The 23,244-nt window shown below is 44.3% G+C and carries 11 protein-coding genes; all 11 read left to right on the top strand.

What is annotated here, in order from left to right; genetic code table 11:
* Positions 1-17: 17 nt before the first annotated feature.
* The 11 genes from NBX03_RS15685 (at position 18) to NBX03_RS15635 (ending at position 23,016) form a co-directional block, all read left to right on the top strand.
* Positions 18-821 (top strand): SDR family oxidoreductase, encoded by an 804-nt coding sequence (locus tag NBX03_RS15685; RefSeq protein ID WP_250228703.1) that lies wholly within the window; start codon positions 18-20, stop codon positions 819-821.
* Between the two features lie 54 nt (positions 822-875).
* Entirely contained in the window at positions 876-2,282 is a 1,407-nt protein-coding gene (locus NBX03_RS15680) for an MFS transporter (RefSeq protein WP_250228702.1), read from the top strand.
* A gap of 507 nt (positions 2,283-2,789) precedes the next feature.
* Positions 2,790-3,683, top strand: a complete 894-nt coding sequence (locus NBX03_RS15675; RefSeq protein WP_250228701.1) for a 3-methyl-2-oxobutanoate hydroxymethyltransferase — start codon at positions 2,790-2,792, stop codon at positions 3,681-3,683.
* A 241-nt stretch (positions 3,684-3,924) separates the two neighbouring features.
* Complete coding sequence (locus NBX03_RS15670; protein ID WP_250228700.1) at positions 3,925-4,755, top strand: hypothetical protein; 831 nt, start codon at positions 3,925-3,927, stop codon at positions 4,753-4,755.
* Between the two features lie 502 nt (positions 4,756-5,257).
* Positions 5,258-6,097 carry an SDR family NAD(P)-dependent oxidoreductase gene (locus NBX03_RS15665; protein WP_250228699.1) on the top strand — a complete coding sequence of 280 codons (840 nt, stop codon included), beginning with the start codon at positions 5,258-5,260 and terminating at the stop codon, positions 6,095-6,097.
* A gap of 538 nt (positions 6,098-6,635) precedes the next feature.
* Positions 6,636-7,733 (top strand): bifunctional histidine phosphatase family protein/GNAT family N-acetyltransferase, encoded by a 1,098-nt coding sequence (locus NBX03_RS15660; RefSeq protein ID WP_250228698.1) that lies wholly within the window; start codon positions 6,636-6,638, stop codon positions 7,731-7,733.
* Between the two features lie 1,737 nt (positions 7,734-9,470).
* On the top strand, positions 9,471-11,375 hold the full coding sequence (locus tag NBX03_RS15655) for a sensor histidine kinase (protein ID WP_250228697.1): 1,905 nt from the start codon (positions 9,471-9,473) through the stop codon (positions 11,373-11,375).
* The gene (locus tag NBX03_RS15650; RefSeq protein ID WP_250228696.1) at positions 11,353-12,237 is read left to right on the top strand and encodes a response regulator; all 885 of its coding nucleotides are present in this window, start codon (positions 11,353-11,355) and stop codon (positions 12,235-12,237) included. The genes NBX03_RS15655 and NBX03_RS15650 overlap by 23 nt, the downstream gene beginning before the upstream one ends.
* 356 nt (positions 12,238-12,593) lie before the next feature.
* Positions 12,594-18,770, top strand: coding sequence for an S-layer homology domain-containing protein (locus NBX03_RS15645; RefSeq protein WP_250228695.1), 6,177 nt, complete (start codon positions 12,594-12,596; stop codon positions 18,768-18,770).
* 541 nt (positions 18,771-19,311) lie between these two features.
* Positions 19,312-20,658, top strand: coding sequence for an amidohydrolase family protein (locus tag NBX03_RS15640; protein WP_250228694.1), 1,347 nt, complete (start codon positions 19,312-19,314; stop codon positions 20,656-20,658).
* A gap of 531 nt (positions 20,659-21,189) precedes the next feature.
* A complete protein-coding gene (locus NBX03_RS15635) occupies positions 21,190-23,016 on the top strand; it encodes a PfkB family carbohydrate kinase (protein ID WP_250228693.1) in 1,827 nt (608 codons plus the stop codon).
* The last annotated feature ends 228 nt before the right edge of the window (positions 23,017-23,244 follow it).

The raw sequence follows: 23,244 nt of genomic DNA, 5'->3' as shown, positions 1-23,244 counted from the left end.
GAAGGAGAACTTTGTATATGAAAGATTTGACTATTGTGACAGGCGCAGGGAGCGGTATGGGCTTTGAGGTTGCAAGGATATTTGGTAAACAAGGCCCGGTACTGATGTGCGGAAGAACTGCCGAAAAAATAGAGACGGCCGCGAACACTTTAAAAAATGAAGGCATAGAGGCCGTTGGGATAGCCTGTGATGTTTCCAGCCGGACTTCTGTGGAGGCCCGCGCTGAAAAGGCAATGGAAATAGGCACTATTCGGCGCATTATAAATGCCGCAGGCGTATCTTCAAGCAGCAATGACGCAAAAACTGTTTACAATATCAATATGCTAGGAACGATGAATGTGTCTGAGGTTTTCTATCCGCTGATTGGACAAGGCGGGGTTTTAATCAATATCGCTTCACTGGCGGCACATATAATTCCAAGCCCTGAGGCCTTTCCGGAACTGATGGAAATGGCAGCTTATCCGGAAGCGGTTGAAAAAGCATTGGAGATTTCTGATAATGTAGGATACGCTTATGCCATTTCTAAGAAATTTGTAGTTGAATATACAAAAAAATGCTGTGTCAAATTTGCCCAAAAGGGTGTCCGAGTGGTAAGCATTTCCCCGGGAACTTTTGAAACACCGCTTTTGGCCTCGGTTGAAGACAGCAAAGGCGCAAGAGATATCTTGGAAAAGAATCCCGCCGGAAGAATGGGAAACCCGAAAGAGATTGCGTATCTGGCTGAGTTTTTGGCAAGCGATAAAGCACAGTATATCAACGGGATAGATATCGTTATTGACGGCGGCTATCTAAGCGCTGCTACAGTCAGACAGTTCATTTAAATTCTATCTGTAATATGGAGTTTTTCCGTAGTTTTAAGAAAGGAAGGTCGTTAAATGAATCCATTCGAAACTGCTCCAAAAGGAAAAAAGCTGCAAACCGTTATAGCCGTTTACATAGCGATGATTACCTCAATATTTATTTCTTCAAGCACTTCCATTTTGCTGCCTGCTGCGGCAAAGGAAATAGGAGGCTTGGATATTTATCCGTTAGCAACGTCCATAGCCGGCTGCCTGGGGATAGCGCTTATGCCTATGTATGGGTTTATAGCCGCAAGAAATCCTTCGATTAAGCGTACATTAGGCGCTGTTTCATTTCTTATTGCCGGATTTGTAATATTTTCCTGTGCCTTTGCTCAAAGCATGTGGTTTATAGTTATCCCCTCTGTTTTTTTGAGCATTTACAGCCCTGCCATATATGTCCTCGGTTATTCGACGATTCGGGATATGTATGATAAGGAAAAAGCCGGAACCTTTCTTGGATTGGCCGGAACAATGCAGAGTATAGGCATACTTGCAGGGGGGCCGTTAATTGGTTTTATTGTTGATCAGGCAGGCTGGAGGACTCCTCATTATCTGCTGGGCACATTGTTTTTAGTCGGAGCAGTTCTGATGTACTTCGGGGTAAAAGTTACAAAAGAAGAAGTAAAACACATGGCCTCAACAACTGCTTCGTTCGACTTTACCGGGGCTATTGCAATTGTTGTTTTTCTTGCGGGGGTTATTCTTGCGCTGTCTCTTGGTGAATTTGCGCCGTTTGGCAGTTTCCTTAACAACATTCTGTGGGTTATGGCCGCAGTTGCGCTGATTATATTGATTGCTGATATTGTTAAGAAGAAAGACAAGGCAATTATCCCATCAACGGTGCTTTCGGATAGAAACACCCTTTGCCTTACAGGATTCAATTTCTTTGCAAATTTCTCTATTATGGCGCTCTTCTTTTTCCTGCCGCTATATGCAACCTATGTTTTGCAGCAAACTTCTGCTGCGGCAGGCTTAACACTTACCTGTATGTCTATCGCAGGGCTGTTTATGGGCCCTATTTTCGGTAAGATGATTGGTAAAGCCGGAAATGCCCGCAATATTGCGCTTATTACGACAGTAATCAGAATCGTCATATTTATTGCCTTTATTATATTCCTCAAACCCACAACACCGATTTGGCTTATATATATACTCATGCTATTGCTGGGATTTTCCAGTTCTGCCGCAGGGGTTGTCCCCGCTGTAGGGCCGCAGGTTCAAATTGCCCAGGAAAAACGTCAATTAGGCAACTCCGTTGTACAGCTCGGTTCCGGCTTCGGTTCCTCTCTCGGAATTTCTATTTATACCATGGTTATTGCTTCATTCGGAGTGGAAGGCGGCATGCCTATAGCCCTGTATATCGCGACAGGCGGCGCTATAGCGCTATTTTTAACAAGTATGCTGTTGAAAAAGCTCCCGGCAGCGGAGCCTGCGAAATAGGTTAAACTCTAGCCAAGGGTTTATCAGATTGCCCCAGACATAAAAAATTGCCGAGGGAATAAAGCAAAAAGCAATAAAGTAATTTAAGCTGTCGGAAGGTTTTTATTAAAAAGAGGCTTAGAATAAAAGCTCCCAAATTGCTTTCATCTGCGTCAGTTTTCTTGGGGAATAGGGTTTAGAAATCCTCATATAGTAAGATAGCCTTAAGGTATTTACAAAAGTTTATTTTTCATAAACGGCTTAATATAATAGAAACGCTTATGTGAAGCCATTCATAGTCAACAAAGCTGAAAAACGTAAGGGGATGTCCGCCTAGAAACACTTTTACAGCTTCTCTGTAAGTGTTTTCAGGTTCACTAAGTATAAAATATACGATTTTTGTTGCTGTAATTATACTATTTTACTGTACATAGTAAACGGGTAGTTAAATTCTGTACTGTTATATCGTACTTTTATTCAAAGGGAATGCAAAGATACGATGTGATCTATAAAAAAGGAGGAATCATCATGAGTGAAAAAGACCAAACAATTGAAATCGACATTGCCAAGGAAGACAAAAAGGTCCATGCTTCCAAGATGAAGAAGGGCCGTAAAACAATTAACTATCTCCAGCAGTGCAAAGATGAGGGAAAAAAGATCGTCCAGATGTGCCCTGCCAACAGAGACCAATTTTTTACTATGGCAGCTGAGATGGCCGGCTGTGATATTTGCCGCTTGACTGCTCCCGGTGAGAATACAGAGATGCAGATTGCAAATGCCCCATGGTGGATCCGCACCGTGCGCAATGCCGCTCAGTATATCCACATCAACTTCTACATGCAGACCCCTACCTACTGTTCCAAGGAAGAAGCCTTAAGGAACGGCTCTCTGTATATGGCTAACGGCGCTGATTCTTTGCTTCCCATGGGCGTTACCAACGAGACGCTGAAATACATGACTGATAATCATTTGGTTGTGTTCGGTCACGTGGGGGCCCTGTCCGGATGGCAAACCAGCAGACATGGCGGCTACAAGCGCCTTGGAAAGACGGCTGAAGACGCTATGAAAGTTTTCCGTATGGCTTATGAATATCAGGAAAACGGAATGATGGCTATGACTATTGAGCTCACCCCTATAGAAGTTACGAATGCAATTGCTAAAAAGCTGCGTGTGCCGGTAATTGCCATCTGTGCCGGCGGAGCCGCCGACGGTTCTGAAATGGTCGATTTTGACACCTTTAACATGATGCCACAGCTGGCCTCTCATGCGAAGTCCTATGCCGACTTCTTTAAATGGGCGGCTACAGCCTACGGCACATGGGCAAATGATGTTCGCACAGGTATATATCCGGAGGATAAACATGGCTTCCATATGGATCCTATTGAGCTGGAGAAGTTCCTGAATGAAATGGAAAAGATATAACAATCTCCCTTTAATAAATCTTTTCTAAATTCTATCCGGTGCTGCCTAAAAAGGCTGCACCGGATAGAAGCCCATAATCAAGGGACAGAAGGTTTTAGGGTGAATAACTTTTACATAGCCGTAAGCAAATCAAATGAGGTATTTGTGGGCAGCTTTTCATCATCTTTTTTCCCTTAACACGCGCCAACAGACCGGATCCGTGAAGAGAAAAGAGCATTTTAGGTATATATGGGGGTTTACAATGGAATATATAGCATCAGTATTTATGAATGCTGTTAGCGATGAACGGGAAGAGGAGTATAGCAACTGGTATAACTATGTCCATCTGCGCGATGTTCTGGGTATACCCGGTGCCGCCATTGCCTGCCAGCGCTTTGAACAGTCAAAATATCAGCCTAAGAATTATGACCCGACTTTTAAGTTCTATACGCTTTATGAGGTGCGAAGCAAAGAATTGTTTACCAAGGGCCATATGGATACGAAGCTGACTTGGAAGTGTTTAATTTCTTCCGCAATGGATTTCAGTAACTATAAGGAATCTTATTGGGATAATATTTACGGCAGTACTCCTTATGCCAGCTATGCGGAATTTACGTCAGACAATACGGTTCTGATTGTGCAGATAGGTGAAAAAGAAGGCATTTCTGTTGAGGAGGTATTTACATCTGAGGCTATCTGCGAGCTTGGCCGGATGAACGGTGTGTATGCGGCAAATCTATATCATATATCCGAGCATCAGATGCCTAAACAGACAGCCGCTATTGAAAAGTATACCCATCAGCTTGTCATTCAGCTGCAAGATGCCAGAGATGGTATTGCATCGTGGGAATCCTTTTCAGAAAAGTACTATGATGCAGCTGAGGCAGACATCTGTGTTTGCAATTATGATTCCGTTATGCCAAGGTTAAAGGCCTGTGACCGCTTTGCGACAACGCAGGATAGGGCGCTCTCCGCACTGTACCACACAGTTACGAAGCTGCCCGGCTTTGGGGTTATCGTACCGGGGGTATCCAATGTGACGGATGTACTTACTCCCGCAATTAAGAAAAGTCTAGATGAGATGAAAGGGTAATCAGCCCTATAGGAACTCACTCTTATACCTTCAACAAAATAGAATGCGGGATTTCTAAAACTAAATAGAGTTCATTTACACTAAGTGAATTTGAAGATAACTTAAGGGTAATCCTGTAAATCATTTTTAGTTTGTGAGGCCTTATGGTTATAGTAAATTTAAAGTTAAACAAGCAGTAAAGCCGTATATTCACACAGGCTCCAAATGTACCGTTTCCGAAAGAAATCCATGTTTTGAGTCTGCTGAGGATAGGCTTTAGCTGCCGCTTCATAATAAATTTACTATAGCAGAAGAGTTTTAATTATGCGGAATATAGAGTTATGCTTTTAAATTAATTGTTTTAATCACATAAAGTGAACTAAGCAGACACACTTTAAACTGTCTGCAAATATTACATACGAGGAGCTTATTTATGTCAAGAGATTTATTCGCTATGGCTGAAGGCATCAAGCTGAAATCTGTTGAGGGTCTGCGCCCTCTGAACGAAGTCTTCATCGATGACATGAAGACCAAGGTTGCGATTGTTACCGGCGGGGCCACAGGTCTTGGCTACTGTGCTGTAAACCGGCTTGCTGAGGCCGGAGCAAAGGTTGTTATCGGCTGCCAGGGCGAGGAATCCGGCAAGAAGGCTGAGTCGGAGTTTCGCGCCAAGGGCTATGAAGTTTCCTTCTGTAAGACAGATGTTCGCACTGTCGATGAGTGCTATGCTCTTGTTGATTTTGCCGTCAAGACGTACGGCAACGTAGATATTTTAGTTACACCCGCCGCTATTTGGTCCATGCATGCTTTTTTGGATATGCCCGAGGCTGAATATGACCGCGTTATTGATACGAATATGAAGGGCGAGTACTTTATGGCTCAAGCCGCTGCCCGTCAAATGGTTAAGAGCAAGACCCCTGGCAAGATAGTCCTTATCTCTTCTGTTGCATATATGGCCTCTGATGCCGACGGTACGGCTATGATGACCCATTACAATGCTTGTAAGGGCGGAGTTGTCAGTATGACCAGAGGAATTGCGAAAGAACTCAAGCAGTACGGCATTAATGTCAACTGTGTCGCTCCCGGCGGAATGACCACAAGAGGCGCTTTGACCAACGGCCCTGAAGCCGGTGCTCTCTACGGCGAGGAATATCTTGAGGTTCGCAGTACAAACGGCAGAATGACCCCTCGGACCAATACGCCTGATGAAGTGGCTCTGCTGGTGTACGCAATGTGCACCGACATGGCCAATTTCATGTACGGCGAAACTATTATAGCCGATGGCGGTTCTCTTTTAAGCTTTCAGCAGAAGCCTTGGAGCTATACCGTGGAAGGCTGTATTCCCGGACCCAAAGGAGAGTAGCTTTTATATCTGTGATGGGGTAATTGCTTTAGTAGCCTCAGTTTGAGCATCCCGCCCCCTAAGAAAAGAGCGGCTATGAAATTTGGGTCCTTAAAGGGGCTGGAACAATATTTATGCGTAAATCAGCTATATTCTATGGGAGAACCATATCAGCCCGCTACAGGAGTTCTTATTCCGATTGCAAAAGGACAAAATCTTTCACACACATAAAGACAATATCGTGGTTTGGATACGGCGATATTGTTTTTATCTGTGTTTTCGAGGGTATCTGTATTGATTGCTGATACATTATTCTGCAGGCTATTGCGGAGTATGTTCTATAACCATGATAAAATAAAGAATTAACAGGCTTCAAAAGTATAATTCGTATAGTTAAAAAGTGCTCTTTTTAATTATAAAAGAATGCAGGTTTAAAAGACGACTTGCAGACTTATGTTTAAATAATTTTTAAAGCTTCCTCAGTGTAAATAAATTTTTGAATTTTAGCTATATGCGAATATATGGCTGTAAATGAAATTCAGTTTTTCGGGAGGAGTATATGACCAAGATTTATTTAATTTGCTCCGCTGAAGCGGAAGGAGATTTATATCGTATAGCCCAAGGCCATTTTAACGACAGAATCACGGACAGAGGCTGGCGTCAGATAAAGGCCCTGGAGAAGGGCTTTGCCCATATACAAATCGATAAGGTATATACTAGTGATTTGTATCATGCCTGTGCTACTGCAAGTGCAATTTATAAGCCTAAAAGCCTGATTTCTTATAAAAGGAAAATCCTGCGGGAGAACTGCATGGGTAAATGGGAGGGGAGAAACTGGGGCAATATTGCCTATGAGGACGCCCAACAGCTTCGCAATTTCAAAACAGCACCGGAAAAGTGGCATGTGGACGGCGCTGAGACACCGCAACAGGTTTTGAGCCGCATGCTGAACAGCATCAGACAGATTGCATCTGAAAATGAAGGAAAGTCGGTAGCCGTAATCTCACATTGCTTCGCTATCCGTTATCTGCTGGCAGAACTACAGGGCATACCCCTGAAAGAAGTTCATAAATTGCCTATGGTGAAGAATACTGCCGTTTCCATTATCGAGGCGGAGGGCGGTCTGCTGCGTCTGGTAACTGAAAATGATATTAGCCATTTGGGGGATAAAGATTATCAGGCCTATGAGAAGCCTTATGAAACGCTTGATTTTGATACGGATATGTACTTTCAGCCTCTGCCTTGGGTGGCGTATGGCGAGATTATGGCGGAGGCCATCAAATGTGTTTGGCAAGAAGCCGGCGAGGATAGGCCGTTTAATAAGCATATACTTTTGGAAGATGCTGCAATGCTGCAGACAATTATTGGCTTTGTAGAGCAAGAGCCGGCAGGATTTTTACAGTTCGGTATGGAACCGGGCAGCATAACCTTGCTCTGCACCCACCCCGGCTGCCGAAGAGCGAGCCTCGGGGTCCAGCTAATTGGTCAGGCTGTGATGGCTGCCAGAGCTAAGGGAGGAGACTATCTGCGCATTGCACTGCCAAGGCAGAATCCCTACCGAAAGTTCTTTTTGAATTACGGTTTTATCCTTGCGGGAGAGAATGAAAAGGGCCGGGATATTTTGGAAAAGCATATTGGTCCTGATTCGGAATTTTAAGAGGATTATAAAACATATGCGTTAATTTTCAGATTAAGCAATTTAGCTGAGCAGGAAAATAGCAAGCATTAAATATATCTCGAGGAAATTTGCAAAAGATATAACAGAGGAAAAACACAGTCGGAATATATGAGCTTTGAAAGAGGAAGAAGGGACTAAAAGACGGATTATACAATGCATTTCTATATAAGAAAGTGGACAGCTTTCGAGAATTTAGCATGAATGTAGAAATTTCAATATAAAATGAATATCAATTACGAGTACGCTAATTCATAAAGCCGGAGGTAGCTTAGAATTAAATAAACCTTACTTTATAAGTTATATGGAAAATATAAAAAAGATGATTATTATGGAAAAAGAAGCTTTATTATGCTAATGGAACCTTGAAGTATAATGGATTTTTTAAAGACGATACCATGACGGGAGCGGAGCTTGATACAATGAAGACAGTTCTGTTAAATATAAGGATAAATGGAAGAATGGAGATATAAAATAATTGATAAAAAAAATAAATGTCTTAGCTTATTTGCCAGATAGCGCCGGCCATAAATCTGTGCTATAATACAGAAAATAAAAACAGAGGGATTCTCTATGCGGCATCATATTATAGGCCTGGTATATCAAACGAAGAGTGGGCACTAATAGAGCTGAACACGATGGGCAACAAAGAAAATTGAGGTGGAAATGCTCAAAATAATGGGTATTTATAAATGCTGTATTTTAAATATTACATATTGGAGCGCCATGGCATGATATGGCATTGGGCTATGAAATTGGAATAGGTATATGGCACATTGCTAATTTGCTGTTGGCGCCACAAAAGGTATTGGGAAACACATACTGGAAGCCCTCATTGAGGATTCTGATTTTGAACGGCTTATGATAAATACCAGTTATATTAAAGTCTGTCCCCGCGCAATAGGCGCTGCAGGCGGTAATCGGAATATAGAAATGGCAAAAGGGGGCTCAATTTCAAAATACATTTTGCCGTAAATACGAATGGTATGTTGGCCATGGCAGATACTACAGTGGATTGTAATTAAGCTGTTGTATTAATCCAAAGGCTTGCATCTTAATGGCTTTTAAGCGACTGTGATTATGGACCGGCAAATTAATAAAATCAGCCGCAAGCGCTGGAATGCAGATAGTAATTCCGTCTAAAGAGAATCGAAAAGAACATCGTGATTATGATGAATATCTATATAATCTTCGTCATTTTGTCGAGATGGCTTTTCTATACCTGAAACGCCGGCGGGGCAGTGCCGCAGGATATGCCAAGTGTACGACTTCTTTTGTTGCTTTCGTTGAAATTTCACCTATTGGTACTTGGGTTAATATTCTAAAATGATATTCTCAATGGTATCTAATGCTTGCCCATCACGGCCCATACAAGGGTTATAGAAGAAAAATAAAAAATAAATAGTACCTTATATATAACGATGCCCTATTACAGAAGAAGGGCGGTTTTTCTTTTTGTTCAAGAAAAGAACCCCTTGCGGATGCGGGGGTGAAGGAAGGGTAATGTCCTCTGGAGAGGGATGGCTCCTTCCATACCTCATGATTAGCTATGTTACAGGCTTTTGATATGTTTTGGTACAGAATCAAGATTTTTATACGCACCATCGATTTATAACAGAGGCCTTTTTATCCGGTAATCCCCAACCTTTGACAAAAAATAGGTTATAATGCTATTAAAATTAAATAAGAAACTTATAAACCTGTAATTGAGGAATATAGATGACAAAACGTACTTTGACGCTCCTTTTTATTACTTTGACTGGATTACTAATCCTTTTTATTCCGATTATTCTGAAAGATGGACGAACATCGGACCGGAACCCTATGGCATATCAAGGAAAATTAAACGCCGCTCCATGGGATATTGCCCTCAGCCCGGTTATCCGGCTGGACGGCGAGTGGGAGTTTTACTGGAATCAGCTACTGACGCCGGAGGATTTTGCGGATAATGCCCCGGTTCCAGACGGATATATGCAGGTACCTTCCCTTTGGAACGGAAAAAATGTGCAGGGGGAAAATCTGCCCGCTTTCGGCTGTGCCACCTATCGGCTGGTGTTGGAAAACGTTCCGTTTCAAGGAGTGCTGGGGCTGAAAAAGACCAACGTGCGCTTTTCCAGCCGGGTATATGTTAACGGCCAGGTGCTGCTGGATGACGGTGTCCCTGCCCGGACGGCACCGGAATATCGCTCCGGCAACACGCCGCAGCTGGGCTTTTTTGAGCATAAAGGGGGAACCATCGAAATAATTGTGCAGGCGGCTAATTATGAATACATTAATTCCGGTATTCCCGCATCTTTGGAGCTTGGGCTGGAGGAACTTCTGATAATACAGCATCAGCAAAAGCATTTGACATCCCTTTTGATTTTCGGGGTGTTATGCACACTTGCCCTGCTGCACCTGATTTTCTTTCTCGTCACTAGGGACGGTGTACTGAGAAATCCTATGCTTCTGCTTTTTTCTCTGTTCTGCGTTTTGTTTGCGCTGGGAAACGGGCTGGCGGATCAACGCTCTTTATTGCTGCTTTTGCCGGATATCCCATTTACCTTGACCTTTAAGCTCAAGGATTTTTTTCTGTCCTCATGCTTTATTGTTCTGCTGTGGATTTTTTATCAATTTAAGGATGGGTTGCTGCCGCTGCGCCTGGTAATTATTATATCGCTGGTATACGCCGGCTATCTGGCGGCAATTTTTGCGCTTCCTATCTATATGTACTACAGAATCCATGGACCTGTGATGGCCTGCAACACGATTGTTCTGCTTGGGCTTTTGCTCCGGTCGATTTGTTTGTATGTCAAGGACGCGGATGGATTTTTATTATTTGCCGCACTATTGCCGGTGAATCTGTATTCTGCAGATTCAATCTTGTTCTCATTGGGAATCAAAGGAAGTTCCGGTTTTGTACAGGTATATATCCTAATTTTCACCGTGGTAATGATTGGGTATCTGTCTGTTGAATACCGCGGCACGGTAACACGCCTGCGCATTTCCATGCAGCAGGCGCAGGATGCGGAAATCGCTTTTCTGCGGGCACAGATTAAGCCGCATTTCCTCTATAATTCTCTCAGCGTAATTGCGGCGCAGACGACCCAGGAGCCCCAAAAGGCGAAAAACCTGCTCTATGCCCTGACGGATTATCTGCGGGGGAGTTTTCATTTTAAAGCTCAGGACGGCAGAATTCCTTTGTCGGAGGAAATTAATACAGTCAGAGCATATCTTTCCATTGAGCAGGCACGCTTTGAGAATTTATTGCAGATGGAATATGATATTGAAAAAAATCTTGATGCTATGGTTCCCCTTCTGTGTCTCCAGCCGGTGGTGGAAAATGCCGTCCACCACGGCATTTTTAAGCGGCCGGAGGGTGGCAGCGTACGACTGGGAATCCATCGAAAGGGTAACCTTGTCGTTATTCGCGTAGAGGATAACGGCGTGGGCATTCCGCAGGCACTGCTGGAGAGCATACGCAGGGGAGACAGCACCGGTGTAGGATTGAAAAATATTCAGCAGAGATTGGGAACGCATCGGGGCGCGGGGCTTGAAATAGAAAGCGTAGAGGGTATAGGCACGGTGGTAACTCTCAAGATACCTTATGAGGAGGTGTGTGATGCGGATTATTTTAGTAGATGATGAAGCGCCGCTGCTGCGGGAGCTTATGGAGCTGCTTTCCTGCTATCCGGATTTGGAGATTACTGGCAGCTACACCGACCCTTTGCAGGCGCTTGCAGAGCTGGAAGCAACAAGGCCGGAGCTTGCCTTTTTGGATATTGAAATGCGTACCCTCAGCGGCATTGAGCTGGCCGAGCAGCTGCTGACGAAAAATCCGGAGATGGATGTGCTGTTTGTGACAGCCTACAACCAGTACGCGGTGGAAGCCTTTGAGGTCAGCGCCGTCGACTACATCCTGAAGCCGGTACGCCCTGAGCGGCTGAAAAAAGCAATGGAGCGGATCAGGCGAAAGCGGGGCTTAGCACAGGAGACCAAGACCCTTAGGATACAGTTTTTCGGTAAATTTGCTTTGTATCAGGGCAATGAAGCGGTTAAATGGAGCCGGGGCAAGCCAAGGGAACTGCTGGCCTATTTTCTCGCAAGTGAAGGTACTTGGATAGATAAGTTTAAAATTTGTGATGACCTTTGGCCGGAAAGCCTGCCCAATCAGGCCCTGCGCAATTTGCAGACGGCAGTGTGGGCTATCCGCAAATGCCTTCGGGATTACAATATTTCCGCTATACAAATCAGCTATGCCAACGACAGCTATCTTTTAAAGCTTACGGAGGGGCAGTGGGATTTGCGGCAGTATGATAAGGATTTTACGCTGTATATGCAGACCGGCAGCTCTGTCGCCGGGCAGGAGGCGGCAGAGCTGTATCGGGAGGATTATCTGGCGTATGAGGATTGGCGGTGGGCGTTTCAAAAGCGGGCGAATTATGCCATGAAGCAGCAGGCGCTGCTGATGCGGTTATCCACAGGCAGGAAAGCTGCCCTAAAATAAAAGAAGAGAAGAAGCTTGGAGAAAATCGGCAAATTGGGCGATTTTCCTCCGAGCTTCTTTTCATTTGTACCGTCAATTTACTTTTATTCCGGCTGGATATACTTATTAAACTTAAAAATAGCCTGAGACAGCATGAAACAAAGTAAAAATAAATGGATAAGAGATTATTTTAAAGGTATTTTCATGATTAATTTTAAAAAATTTTCTTTCTCCCATTGAGAGCGGAAATTTGAGGTGATTTGTTGAGAATCCGTAGAGAGGCGACTGCTACAATTATTGTAGGAATATTGTAGAAAAGGTCGAAATCAGGCGCTCTGTGGTATTCTGGAAGACAGCAACAAGGAGGAGGAATTCATATGAGAAAGCACACCTTTTTTCCACGCATACTGGCAATGGCACTATCCGCCGCCATGGTGCTGAGCGGCACTCCAGCCATAGCCATTGGGGCAGTCCCTCTGGGCATAGGCGAGGAAATTACAGCGTTTGAAGTGCTGCCGGAAAAAATTGCAGTGCAGGAGGTGGAAATGGGGGCTACTCTTTCGGACATTACTTTGCCAGAAGCCCTTGAAGCCACTTTGAAGACAGAAAGTCCGGACCAGAATGCAGATTCTGGCCAGACCCAGGATAACAATGAGGAAGAACCCCAGCCTGAGGATACAGATGCAGAAGCTACTGCAGAAAAGAGCGCTGTCAAAACCCCGGCGGAGGCATCACCCACTCCGGAGGAAACGGCGCTATTCCAAGCTACTGTTTCTATTCCGGTAAATAATAATGGGGAAGAACCCCAGCCTGAGGATACAGATACAGAAGCTACTGCGGAAAAGAGCGCTGCCGAAACCACGGCGGAGGTATCGCCCGCCTCTACGGAAATGAAGCTTCCGCAAACCGCTGTTTCTATCCCCGTAAATAACAATAAGGAAGAGCTACAGCCGGAGGATACAGATACAGAAGCTATTGCAGAGAAGGGAGCTGTCGAAAACCCTATGGATGTACCATATACCCCGGAGGAAACGAAGCTTCCTCAAACTACTGTTTTTATTCCGGTAACTTGGGAGGCCCAGCCGGTATTTGACGGCGAAATGGCAGGCACTTATGTTTTTATGCCCTTACTTCCGGCAGAATATACATTGGCGGCAGGGGTGGAGGCTCCTTCCATTACGGTAATAGTAAATGACAGTACACTTTCCGGCCTTCCTGTACCGGAGGCAGTCGGATATGGAGTAATGGGAACCTTCAGCAGCGATTTCAGCTGGCAGCAGGTGGCCAATGATGTTTTGAACAGCGAGGCCTATACTACCTCTTTGTTTGTGAAAAACGGCGGGCCTTATGTATCAGCTGCCACCGGCGGCAAAGTCAAGGCATGGATGGTGAACGGCTCTAGCTGGCAGCAATTGATTGACCAGTCGACAACCGCAACCTACACATCCCTATGCTTAGACGGAAACGGCAGACCTTATGTGGCATACGGAGACCCGGCAAACACAGGCCAGACGAAGGTGCTGAAATTTAGTTCATCTTGGGCTTCCCTGAACCCCCCTGTTCCGCCGGATGACAATCCGATTCCGGCAAATCTAAAGGCGTCATATCTCTCTTTAGCTATAGCGGAAAATGGTACACCCTATCTGGCAGCCAATCAAAACAGCATGTCCGGCCGTGTATCGGTAACAAAACATAACGGCTCCCAATGGGAGTATGTGGGCGTTAAGAATGTTTCGGAACAAGCCTATTCCGCATCTTTGGATATTTATAATAATACGCCTTATGTGGCCTACTGCGTCAATGACTCCTACGCTTGGGGCTCCTACGTGACGATGAAAAAATTCGACGGCAGCCAATGGGCGACTGTGGGTGATACCCAAATCTCAACCATTACGCCCCGCTCGTCATATGTGTCTTCTGCCTTTGTTTCCATGAAGATTTCAGACAGCGGTACCCCCTATGTGGCCTATGCGGATCCGGGCACCGGCAATCGCCTTATGGTAAAGAAGCTGATCGGATCGAACTGGGTATCTGTGGGCGGCGGTTATCTCACGGCAGGAGAAGCGTCGTATATCTCTTTATACGTAGAAGGTGACATCCCTTATGTGGCTTATAAGGACGGTACTGCGTCTTCAAGCAGCGGCGTTACAGTAAGGAAATTTGATAATATTTCCGGCTGGGTAGCATTAGGCAGTTCGGAAGTTTTAGGAAGCGGCAATGTAAAAGGAATCTCTTTGTTTGTGGATAACGGAACGCCTTACATATCCTTTTCCACCAATTCCAGTGTTAAGGTGATGAAGTTCGCAGCTGCGCCGAAGATTCCGGTTACTATTTCTGCCGGCTCCGCTTCTGTCACCTATACAGGCGGGGATATTATCCTTTCCAATGTAGCCGGCCTGTTTACACTGGATGCCGGTGCGGGAGCGAGAACTTATTCCCTTGAAGCCGTACCCTCCGAAAATTGCGGTGAAGGGCAGCTTTACGGCGGAACTGCCCTCAGGGTCACCAAAGCAGGTATCTTTAGAATCGGCCTTGAAACGGCGGAATCATCAACCCATACGGCAGGGGCCAAAGCAATCGCCACTTTGACTGTGGAAAAGGGAGCGCAGCCTACCCCAAGCGGCCTTGGCACAGTCAATGCCTCTTCCGCCTCCGCAAATGACGGCAAAATCACCGGACTCATAAGCGGTTTTGAATATGAGTATAAGCTTGCCGGTGAGTCTGCCTATACCAAAGTGACTGCCAGCCCAAGCGGTGAAATCATGGATTTGCCTGTAGGTACTTATACGGTGCGCTATCCCGAAACCCCCGTCTACAGCCCAAGCGCCGATTCCACGCCGGTAACGGTTGGTGATGCCACTTCCTTGACTTACTCTGCCACAATGAACCCCACCAGCTACACCTTTCCAGCGGCAACGGTAAACTATGCCCCCCAGGCAGAGCAGCAATTCACCATTACCAATACCGGCACCGGCACCATTACCGGCATATCGGCTTCCCTTGATAACGGAGACTTTGTCATTACTTCAATGGTGTTTGTGACACAGCTTGCGCCAAATGCAGCGGCAAGCATCAGCGTGTGTCCAAGGGCTGGCCTCGCAGCGGGAACCCATACCGGTACTTTGACTATTACAGGGGATGACGGTATTTCCGTGACGGCGGATTTATCCTTTACGGTAAATAAGATACAGACCTATAACTCCTATATTCAGGGTGCTGATTACTATTTCACCTACAATGGCGCCCCGGCTTTGAATATGAGCGGCTTTTTTACGTTTGGTCCGAGCAATGGAAGGCGGGTTTATACCCTTGAAAGCGGAACTACCGGTCAGGGATCGTTTACTGATTATAAGCTTAATATCGGCAGCTCGGGAACCTTCATCGTTGGCCTCGTAACGGAAGAAACAGAAATGTATGCACAAACCCCCAAAATATTCTTTAAGATGGTTATATCCAAGGGAACAATACCGCCCCCGATTGTCGGCGCGGTAAATGCAACCATGGGCAGCAGCAACGGTAAAATTATATGGCTGAGGGCCAATAAAGAGTGTGAATATAAAATTATAGATGCAAGCAGCTACACCACGGTAACCACCGATGAATACGGCCAGATTACCGGCCTTCCGGCAGGTACTTATGTGGTACGCTATCCCAATAACGACCTGCATACCGCAAGCGAGGATTCAAATGCAGTGACTATCGGAGAGGATGCTCCCCCTTATTCTGCCGCAGTGAACCTAACCAGCCACACCTTTACGCCGGTGACGTATGGTTACGACCCGCAGCAGGCGCAGGAGTTCATTATTACCAACAATGGAACCGGCACAATTACCAACCTGTCGGCTTTCCTTAACAATGGCGAAGACTTTATTATCAGTATGGCCCTGTCTGAGACACAGCTTGCGCCAAACGCAACGGCGGCCGTCAGTATACGGCCTAATCCAGGGCTTTCAGTGGGAACATACATCGACACGCTGTCCATCACAGGAGATAACGGTATTGCCTTGACGATACCTTTGACCTTTACGGTAAATCCCATGCCGGTGGTGAACACTGCCGGAAACACCAATACAAAATACAGCGCTTCCGGCATTAACCTTTCTGCAGTGACAAATCTGTTTACGCTGGACCCTAACGGGGGAACGCCAACCTATACCATTGACCCCATTGGAACCACCGGCGAGGGAACAATTTTGGGTAATATGCTCACTGTTACCAGTTTGGGTACTTTCAGGATTCAGCTTGTGACGGCAGAAACCGAAAACTATACCGCAGGCCCCCAGGTAACTGCCACTTTGATTGTGGACAAAGGGGATCAGGACGCGCCGACTGGACTCACAGCAGTAAACGTAACGCCTTCAAGCCCTGTCAGCGGCCAAATTACCGGCCTCATACCCGGCATGAGCTATGAGTACAGGAATATACTCGCTCTCGATACAGATGATAACTATACCCAACTCTATGCCGGTTCCAACGGAGAAATCATGGGTCTTCCCGCAGGCACCTATGCAGTGCGTTACCCTGCAACTGCTTTGTGCAATGCAAGCCCTGTAGCAACAGTAACCATTGGAGCATATAATCCCCTTAGCGGTGAGAAGTCTGTCATCGCGGCAATAGTTCCGGCTAATGCAATTATTAAGGAGAGCACCATAGTTGCCACAGTCTCAAACAGTATCACCAGCCAGACCATTAACGTTACGGTAAGTAATGGGGCAAGCTGGAAGCTCTATGGAGATAATGGCTGCACTCAGGAAATCGCCAATAAAACCATGGCCTTGAACACAGGCGCAAACACTGCGTACATCAAGGTGACGGCGGCCAATGGTTCAATCAAGATTTATACTCTCATTATCACCCGCCAAAGCGTTTCAGACGGCGGAAGCCCCCGGGATGATGATGACGATGACTCAGGCAGAAGCAGTTCCGGAAGTGCCGGAGCCTCAGGAAGCATTGCCAGCATTCCGGTCACCGGCGGTTCGAAAAACAAAGCCAGCGTGGACAGCAAAGGCAATGCCAGTTCCACTGTGACCGGCCAAAACATCACCGACGCTATTGCCAACGCCCAATTAAACGCAGCAAAAAAGGGCAAAAGTGCCGGGGAAATCACGGTTGCTATCAATGTTTCCACGGGCGGCAAGGATGCCAACACTGTAACGGTGAACCTGCCCAAAACTACCCAGCAGCAGGTAATCAACAAAAAAATCGCCGCAGTGGAACTGACCATTGACCGCCCGGATATCATTATGGGGCTGAACAATGCAGCCATCACCGAAATCAACAAGCAGGCCAATGCAGATGTGCAAATCAGCGCCGCCAAAATTAACAGCACAGCACTGGGTACAGCAGCAAAGAATGCCATCGGCAGCCGTCCCGCATATGATTTCAAGGCAAGCTATAAGAGCGGCAAAAGCAGTGTGACAAACTTCGGCAAGGGCACTGTTTATGTGAGCATTCCCTACACTCCTGCCGCAGACGAAAAGGTTGGTTATTTGTACGCCGTGTATGTGGACGGCAAGGGTAATGTCAGCCGCGTTCCCGACTCGGCCTATGACGTGAACACGAAGAGTATCATTTTTGCCACAAGCCACTTTTCTGCATATGGTGTCAGCTATACTGATCCTACCGTCAAGTTTACAGATATTGCCTCCCATTGGGCAAAGGATAGCATTGATTATGTGTCTGGACGCGGACTAATGATGGGTATAACCGACACTGCCTTCTCACCTGATACTGCCATGACACGGGAAATGCTAGTAACAGCTCTCGGCAGACTGGCCGGTATAGATGAAAAAAGCTACAAGGCCAATACCTTTACAGATGTAAAGGCTGACAGCGCGTCCCATCCCTACATTGAATGGGCGTACAGCAAGGGTATCCTTCAGGGTATCAGCAGCAAGCGCTTTGGGCCGGACCAAGTGGTTACCCGTGAAGAAGCAGCACTGATTTTTGCAAATTATGCAAAGGCCACCGGCTATGCCCTGCCGGCTATTCGCGAAGCCGGCTATGGGGACGCTTCCAGTATCGGCAGTGCCTATAAAACAGCAGTAACAGCCCTGCAGCAGGCAGGCGTTATAATGAGTAAAACTGGCAACAGGTTTAATCCGAAAGCCAGTGCTACCCGCGCAGAAGTTTCCACTATGCTGCACCGCTATGTCAAGCTGGTGATTGATCGTGACACTGCACAGGGCTGGGCGAAAAACGATACCGGAGAGTATCTGTACTACAAAGACGGCAAAGCGCTCACAGGAACACAAACCATCGGCGGCGTGAAATATATCTTTGAAAGCACCGGCGTTTTGAAAACCGGCTGGCTCAAGGAGGGCAACAACTGGCGTTTCTATTCCGGAAATCAAATGCTGGTTGGGTTTTGGGATCTTAACACGAACGGCAGCAACAAGACCTATTATTTTACCAAAGACGGCTTGAGGGTATCCGGTAAGTGGCTTCAGATCGATGGAAAATGGTATTATTTCAATGCCGACGGGTCTCTTGCGAAGAGTACCAAAATCGATGGATATGAAATTGATTCAAATGGCATAAGAAAGACAAATTAATTATTTTTAGCCAACCCCCTGCAGATTCAAATAGAATCTGCAGGGGGTTATTTTTTTGTATTTGCCATAGGCGATAAAAAACTATTTTCCGGTGTAGGTTATAAAACTGTAAGCGCCCTTGTCAAACGGAGAAATTCAGCCGGACTGAGAACCTTTCACAGCCCAATAACCAGAACAGTATTATACTTTGAAATAAGTTCTTGATTTCAAAGCACATTATTTCAGAAGACAGGCTGAAAAGAGGTTTATGCACCATAAATATTGATTAGTGTCTCAAACTTTAATGAATTTAATGGGGCCATTTCCATTAGATTGAAAAGATTTACAAGGTTTTCCTGAAAGCTTTGTAAACCTGACTACAGCGTATCACTAAAATAAAATTTTGGCGATAGGACAAACGCTTTCATGCGTTTGCCCTGAGGATTTATAAGTTTAGCTTGCATCATTTTTTAAGTTCGTTTAGTATAGTAATATTAATTTATGGAGCTGTAAGGGCTGACGGAAAAATAGTATTTTATAATTGAAAATGGGAGGGATTATTATGAAAAAGCGGCTTTTGAAAAATCCGGTTATTTTGACAATGGATGAAAAAGAAACATTGTATGAAAACGGATATATGCTTATAAACGGAGATTCCATCGAAGCCTTAGGCCCTTGGGAAGCTATTGAGAGCAGAGAACTTCAGGATTATGAAATTATTGATTGCAAGGGAAAAATTATTATGCCGGGTATGGTCAATACCCATGGGCATATGCCTATGACAGTATTCAGAAGCCTGGGAGACGATATAAATAACCGCCTGCACAGGTATATTTTTCCTCTTGAAAAACATACGGTAAATGCATCTATGGTATATGGCGGAAGCCTTTGGGCGGCTGCAGAAATGATTATGGGCGGCGTTACAACGGCATACAGTACCTATTACTACTCCAATGAAGTTGCCGAAGCAATTGCAGAAAGCGGCATGAAAGGCTTTATTTCAGAAACAATTATTAATTTTCCCTGCCCGGGGGTAAAAGAGGCCTACGGCGGATTTGAAGTCAGCCGGCAGTTTATGGATAAATGGGATTCCCATGAAAGGGTATATACCGGCGTTTACGTTCATGCGCCTTACTCCTGCGATGCCGAACATATGATTAAAGCTAAGGAGCTTGCAAAAGAGTATAACCGCCCCCTTTCTATGCATTTGGCTGAAATGCCCTTTGAGTATACAGAATGCATTGAAAAATATGGTATGAGCCCTGTGGCCTATGTAAACAGCCTTGGGATTTTAGATGAATATTTTCTTGCGGCTCATGTAATTGATGCCGATGAAAAGGATATAAAGATACTGACAGATAAAAACGTAAAGATATCCCATTGCCCTAAGGCCAATACAAAAGCAGGAAAAGGAATATCGCCTGTTTATCAGATGCGTAAGGCGGGCATCACTGTCGGCATGGGTACAGATGGCGCCATGAGCGGAAATACGCTGGATATCCTTGATACCCTTAGCTTTACGGCCCTTATGCAGCGGGCAGAAAACAGAGATGCTTCTATATTTACCGCTAAGGAGCTTCTATATATGGCTACGATAGAAGGCGCTAAATGCCTCGGGCTGGAAAAAGAAATAGGCTCCCTTGAAAAAGGAAAAAAGGCAGATATTATTATGTTTGAAACAGACAGCATTCATATGAGCCCCATATTTGATTATTATTCGGCCATTGTCTTTTCTGCCAATGCTTCCAATATCGTTATGACAATGGTAAACGGTAATATTTTAATGCAGGACAGAAGGCTTCTTTCTATGGATAAAAGCCGGATAAAGAAAATATTTATGGAGGAAGTAAACAGGGTAAAAACGTTTACACAGCAATTAGATAAGGAATATAAGGAAAAAAATCTTTAGAAAATTGTTTCCTAATTAAGCTTACACAAACTGTAAAAGCTTCTTTGTTATGAATTATTTTTTTATACAAAGAAGCTTTTTTTATTTTTTATATTTAAAATAAAAACAAAAATATAATCTTTTTAATAACGGCGTTATTCCTTTACAGGAAACTAATTATGAAGAAGCGGCAAAATCCTATTCTCAGCAGGCTCAAAAACACGGATTTCCTTGGGAAACAATACATTTTTGAGCCTGTGTGAATATACAGCTTTGCTGCTCATTAACTTTAAATTTACGATAATTGTAATTTATGGAAATGCCCTTGCTTTTCAGGATTCAGAGCTTAATTGTTAATAATGTATATTTTAAATTCATGCGATTTTACTTTATTAACAAAGTTTTAGATAAAGGTTCTTTTTTATTGACAATAATGACTATTCCAATTATTATTACCTAAAAGGAAGACAAGTGTTTCCTAAACATTTTCCTAAACGGAGAATTTATTTGTTTATAATTTACAAATCATATTTTATGAAGGGGCTATGATATATGAACATCCGTGAAATAGCGGCCCTTGCCAATGTATCGCCTTCAACTGTATCAAAGATTTTAAACAATAAAAGCAGCAGCATCAGCGAGGCTACGAAAAAACGGGTTCTTAAAGTAGTCCGGGAAAATAACTATTTGCCGAGGCTTTCCATTACGGATGCAGGGCATATAGCTGCAAGCAGGCTGATTGGTATATTTGGAACCTTTGAAAATTTCAGCATTACTTCGGTTAAATATTTGGAGAAAGCCTTGAGTGCCAAAGGATATGGGCTTGTTGTATGCGGCTCGAAAGCTTCTATTAATCAGAATGTTTTTAGCGGGCTGATTCTAACGGATCCCCTTCCTGATGTAGAAAGGTACGCATTAGATACGGTTACCCTTTGTTGCTTTGAAAATGATTCTTCCGAAGAAAATATTATCAGTATTGCAAAAGATGATGTTCATTTCGGCACAGAAGCAGCTAAGCTGTGCCTTGAAATGGGTTTTTCTCATATAGGCCTTGCTTTTGAAAAAAAAGCTATTATCGACCAAAAAGAGTTTATAAAAGGCGTTAATAGTACCTTGAAAAAGAATGCTGTTTTTGCACCGGCGGAAATCATATATGATGGGGACTTTGGTACATTGATACACAAAAAGATAGAGGTCATTATATGTGAGAGTCAAAATATAGCCCAAAAGCTCTATTCCTGTGCAAGAGATTTGAATTTGGAAATCGGAAAAGACATTTCAGTGCTTTGCATTACCAAAACCGATGAACGGATTTTTGCGCCGCCCCTTACATATTGCCTGCCGGATGATAAATATTACTGGGAAGGCATAGCCAGGTTTATCACAGAAAAAATAGAAAAGGTATCTTCGGAGGACAGTGCTGAAAATATTAAACGGCCGGCTGTTATTGTAGAGCAGGGTGAAAGCTTCATCAAAAAGATACCGGATAAAAAAGTTGTTGTTCTTGGAGGAATAAACCTCGATACCATTATGCATATGCCTGAAATAGGGGTAAGCAATGAAACAACTTTGCTGAAATCAGTAAATACATATTACGGGGGAAAAGGGGCGAATCAGGCGGTAGGTCTTGTAAAGCTAGGATGTTCGCCGTATCTTATAGGCAGTATCGGGCAGGATAAGCCGGGGTATGATATGATAACATCCCTCAGGCAGCTTGGTGTTAATATAGACGGGGTTACCGTCGACTCGTCGAACCAGACAGGAAAGGCATATATAACGGTTTCTTCCGATGGCGAAAGTGCCATTTATGTATATAGCGGCGCTAACGGAAGCTTATCAAAAGAGCATTTAGTGCATCACAGGTATTTATTTTCCAATGCAGAATTCTGCCTGATTTCAACTGAAATTGATATCAGTATAGCATGTCTCGCTGCAAAGCTTGCAAAAGAGCATAAAACAAAAGTCGTTATAAAGCCTGCGGCAATGGTTTCTTTAGTTCGAGAGCTGGTGGAGGGGGTATATTTATTTATCCCCAACCATAAGGAAGCAGAAAATCTTATGCCGGGTCTTTCTCTTTCGGAAAAGGCAGACCGTATTTTGGAAATGGGCGCTGAAAACGTCATTATAACCTTAGGGGAAAAAGGCTGTTATTTTAAAAACGACAAAGAGGAACTGTATTATAAATCATCTGATTTTGCTGTTGTAGATACTACCGGAGGGGCAGATGCTTTTATAAGTGCATTAACTGCAAACCTCTGCAGCGGTGCAAGTTTTGACATAGCAATCAAAAAGGCCAATTATGCTGCGGGATACTGTGTTTCCCGCCACGGCGTTCAGGATTCTCTTATTTCTAAAGAGCTTTTGGACCTTATATCGTAAATAACTGTGAAAAAGATAAAGCTGCTTCATATAACCAAGGGAAGACGTTAAGACCTTTTTTATATTGAAGATTTTAAATCCATAGTAATTATAGTAAATAAATTTAAAAAGAAGAAAGCATTTATTCACCGCAGGCTTAAAAAAAAAAAAACGGATTTTAAGGTCAATCCGTATAGTTTCAAAAAGCACAGGTTCATTTATTGCAGACATGAGAATATTTAAGATACT

This window comes from Anaeropeptidivorans aminofermentans, from assembly GCF_940670685.1.
In the GTDB taxonomy this organism is placed as follows: Bacteria; Bacillota; Clostridia; order Lachnospirales; family UBA5962; genus Anaeropeptidivorans; species Anaeropeptidivorans aminofermentans.
This window is presented reverse-complemented; position numbering and strand designations above follow the sequence as displayed.

Coding starts and splice junctions, on each gene's coding strand:
- NBX03_RS15680 (WP_250228702.1), top strand. CDS start 876: ATGAATCCATTCGAAACTGCTCCAAAAGGAAAAAAGCTGCAAACCGTT.
- NBX03_RS15685 (WP_250228703.1), top strand. CDS start 18: ATGAAAGATTTGACTATTGTGACAGGCGCAGGGAGCGGTATGGGCTTT.
- NBX03_RS15650 (WP_250228696.1), top strand. CDS start 11,353: ATGCGGATTATTTTAGTAGATGATGAAGCGCCGCTGCTGCGGGAGCTT.
- NBX03_RS15640 (WP_250228694.1), top strand. CDS start 19,312: ATGAAAAAGCGGCTTTTGAAAAATCCGGTTATTTTGACAATGGATGAA.
- NBX03_RS15675 (WP_250228701.1), top strand. CDS start 2,790: ATGAGTGAAAAAGACCAAACAATTGAAATCGACATTGCCAAGGAAGAC.
- NBX03_RS15665 (WP_250228699.1), top strand. CDS start 5,258: ATGAAGACCAAGGTTGCGATTGTTACCGGCGGGGCCACAGGTCTTGGC.
- NBX03_RS15655 (WP_250228697.1), top strand. CDS start 9,471: ATGACAAAACGTACTTTGACGCTCCTTTTTATTACTTTGACTGGATTA.
- NBX03_RS15645 (WP_250228695.1), top strand. CDS start 12,594: ATGAGAAAGCACACCTTTTTTCCACGCATACTGGCAATGGCACTATCC.
- NBX03_RS15660 (WP_250228698.1), top strand. CDS start 6,636: ATGACCAAGATTTATTTAATTTGCTCCGCTGAAGCGGAAGGAGATTTA.
- NBX03_RS15635 (WP_250228693.1), top strand. CDS start 21,190: ATGAACATCCGTGAAATAGCGGCCCTTGCCAATGTATCGCCTTCAACT.
- NBX03_RS15670 (WP_250228700.1), top strand. CDS start 3,925: ATGGAATATATAGCATCAGTATTTATGAATGCTGTTAGCGATGAACGG.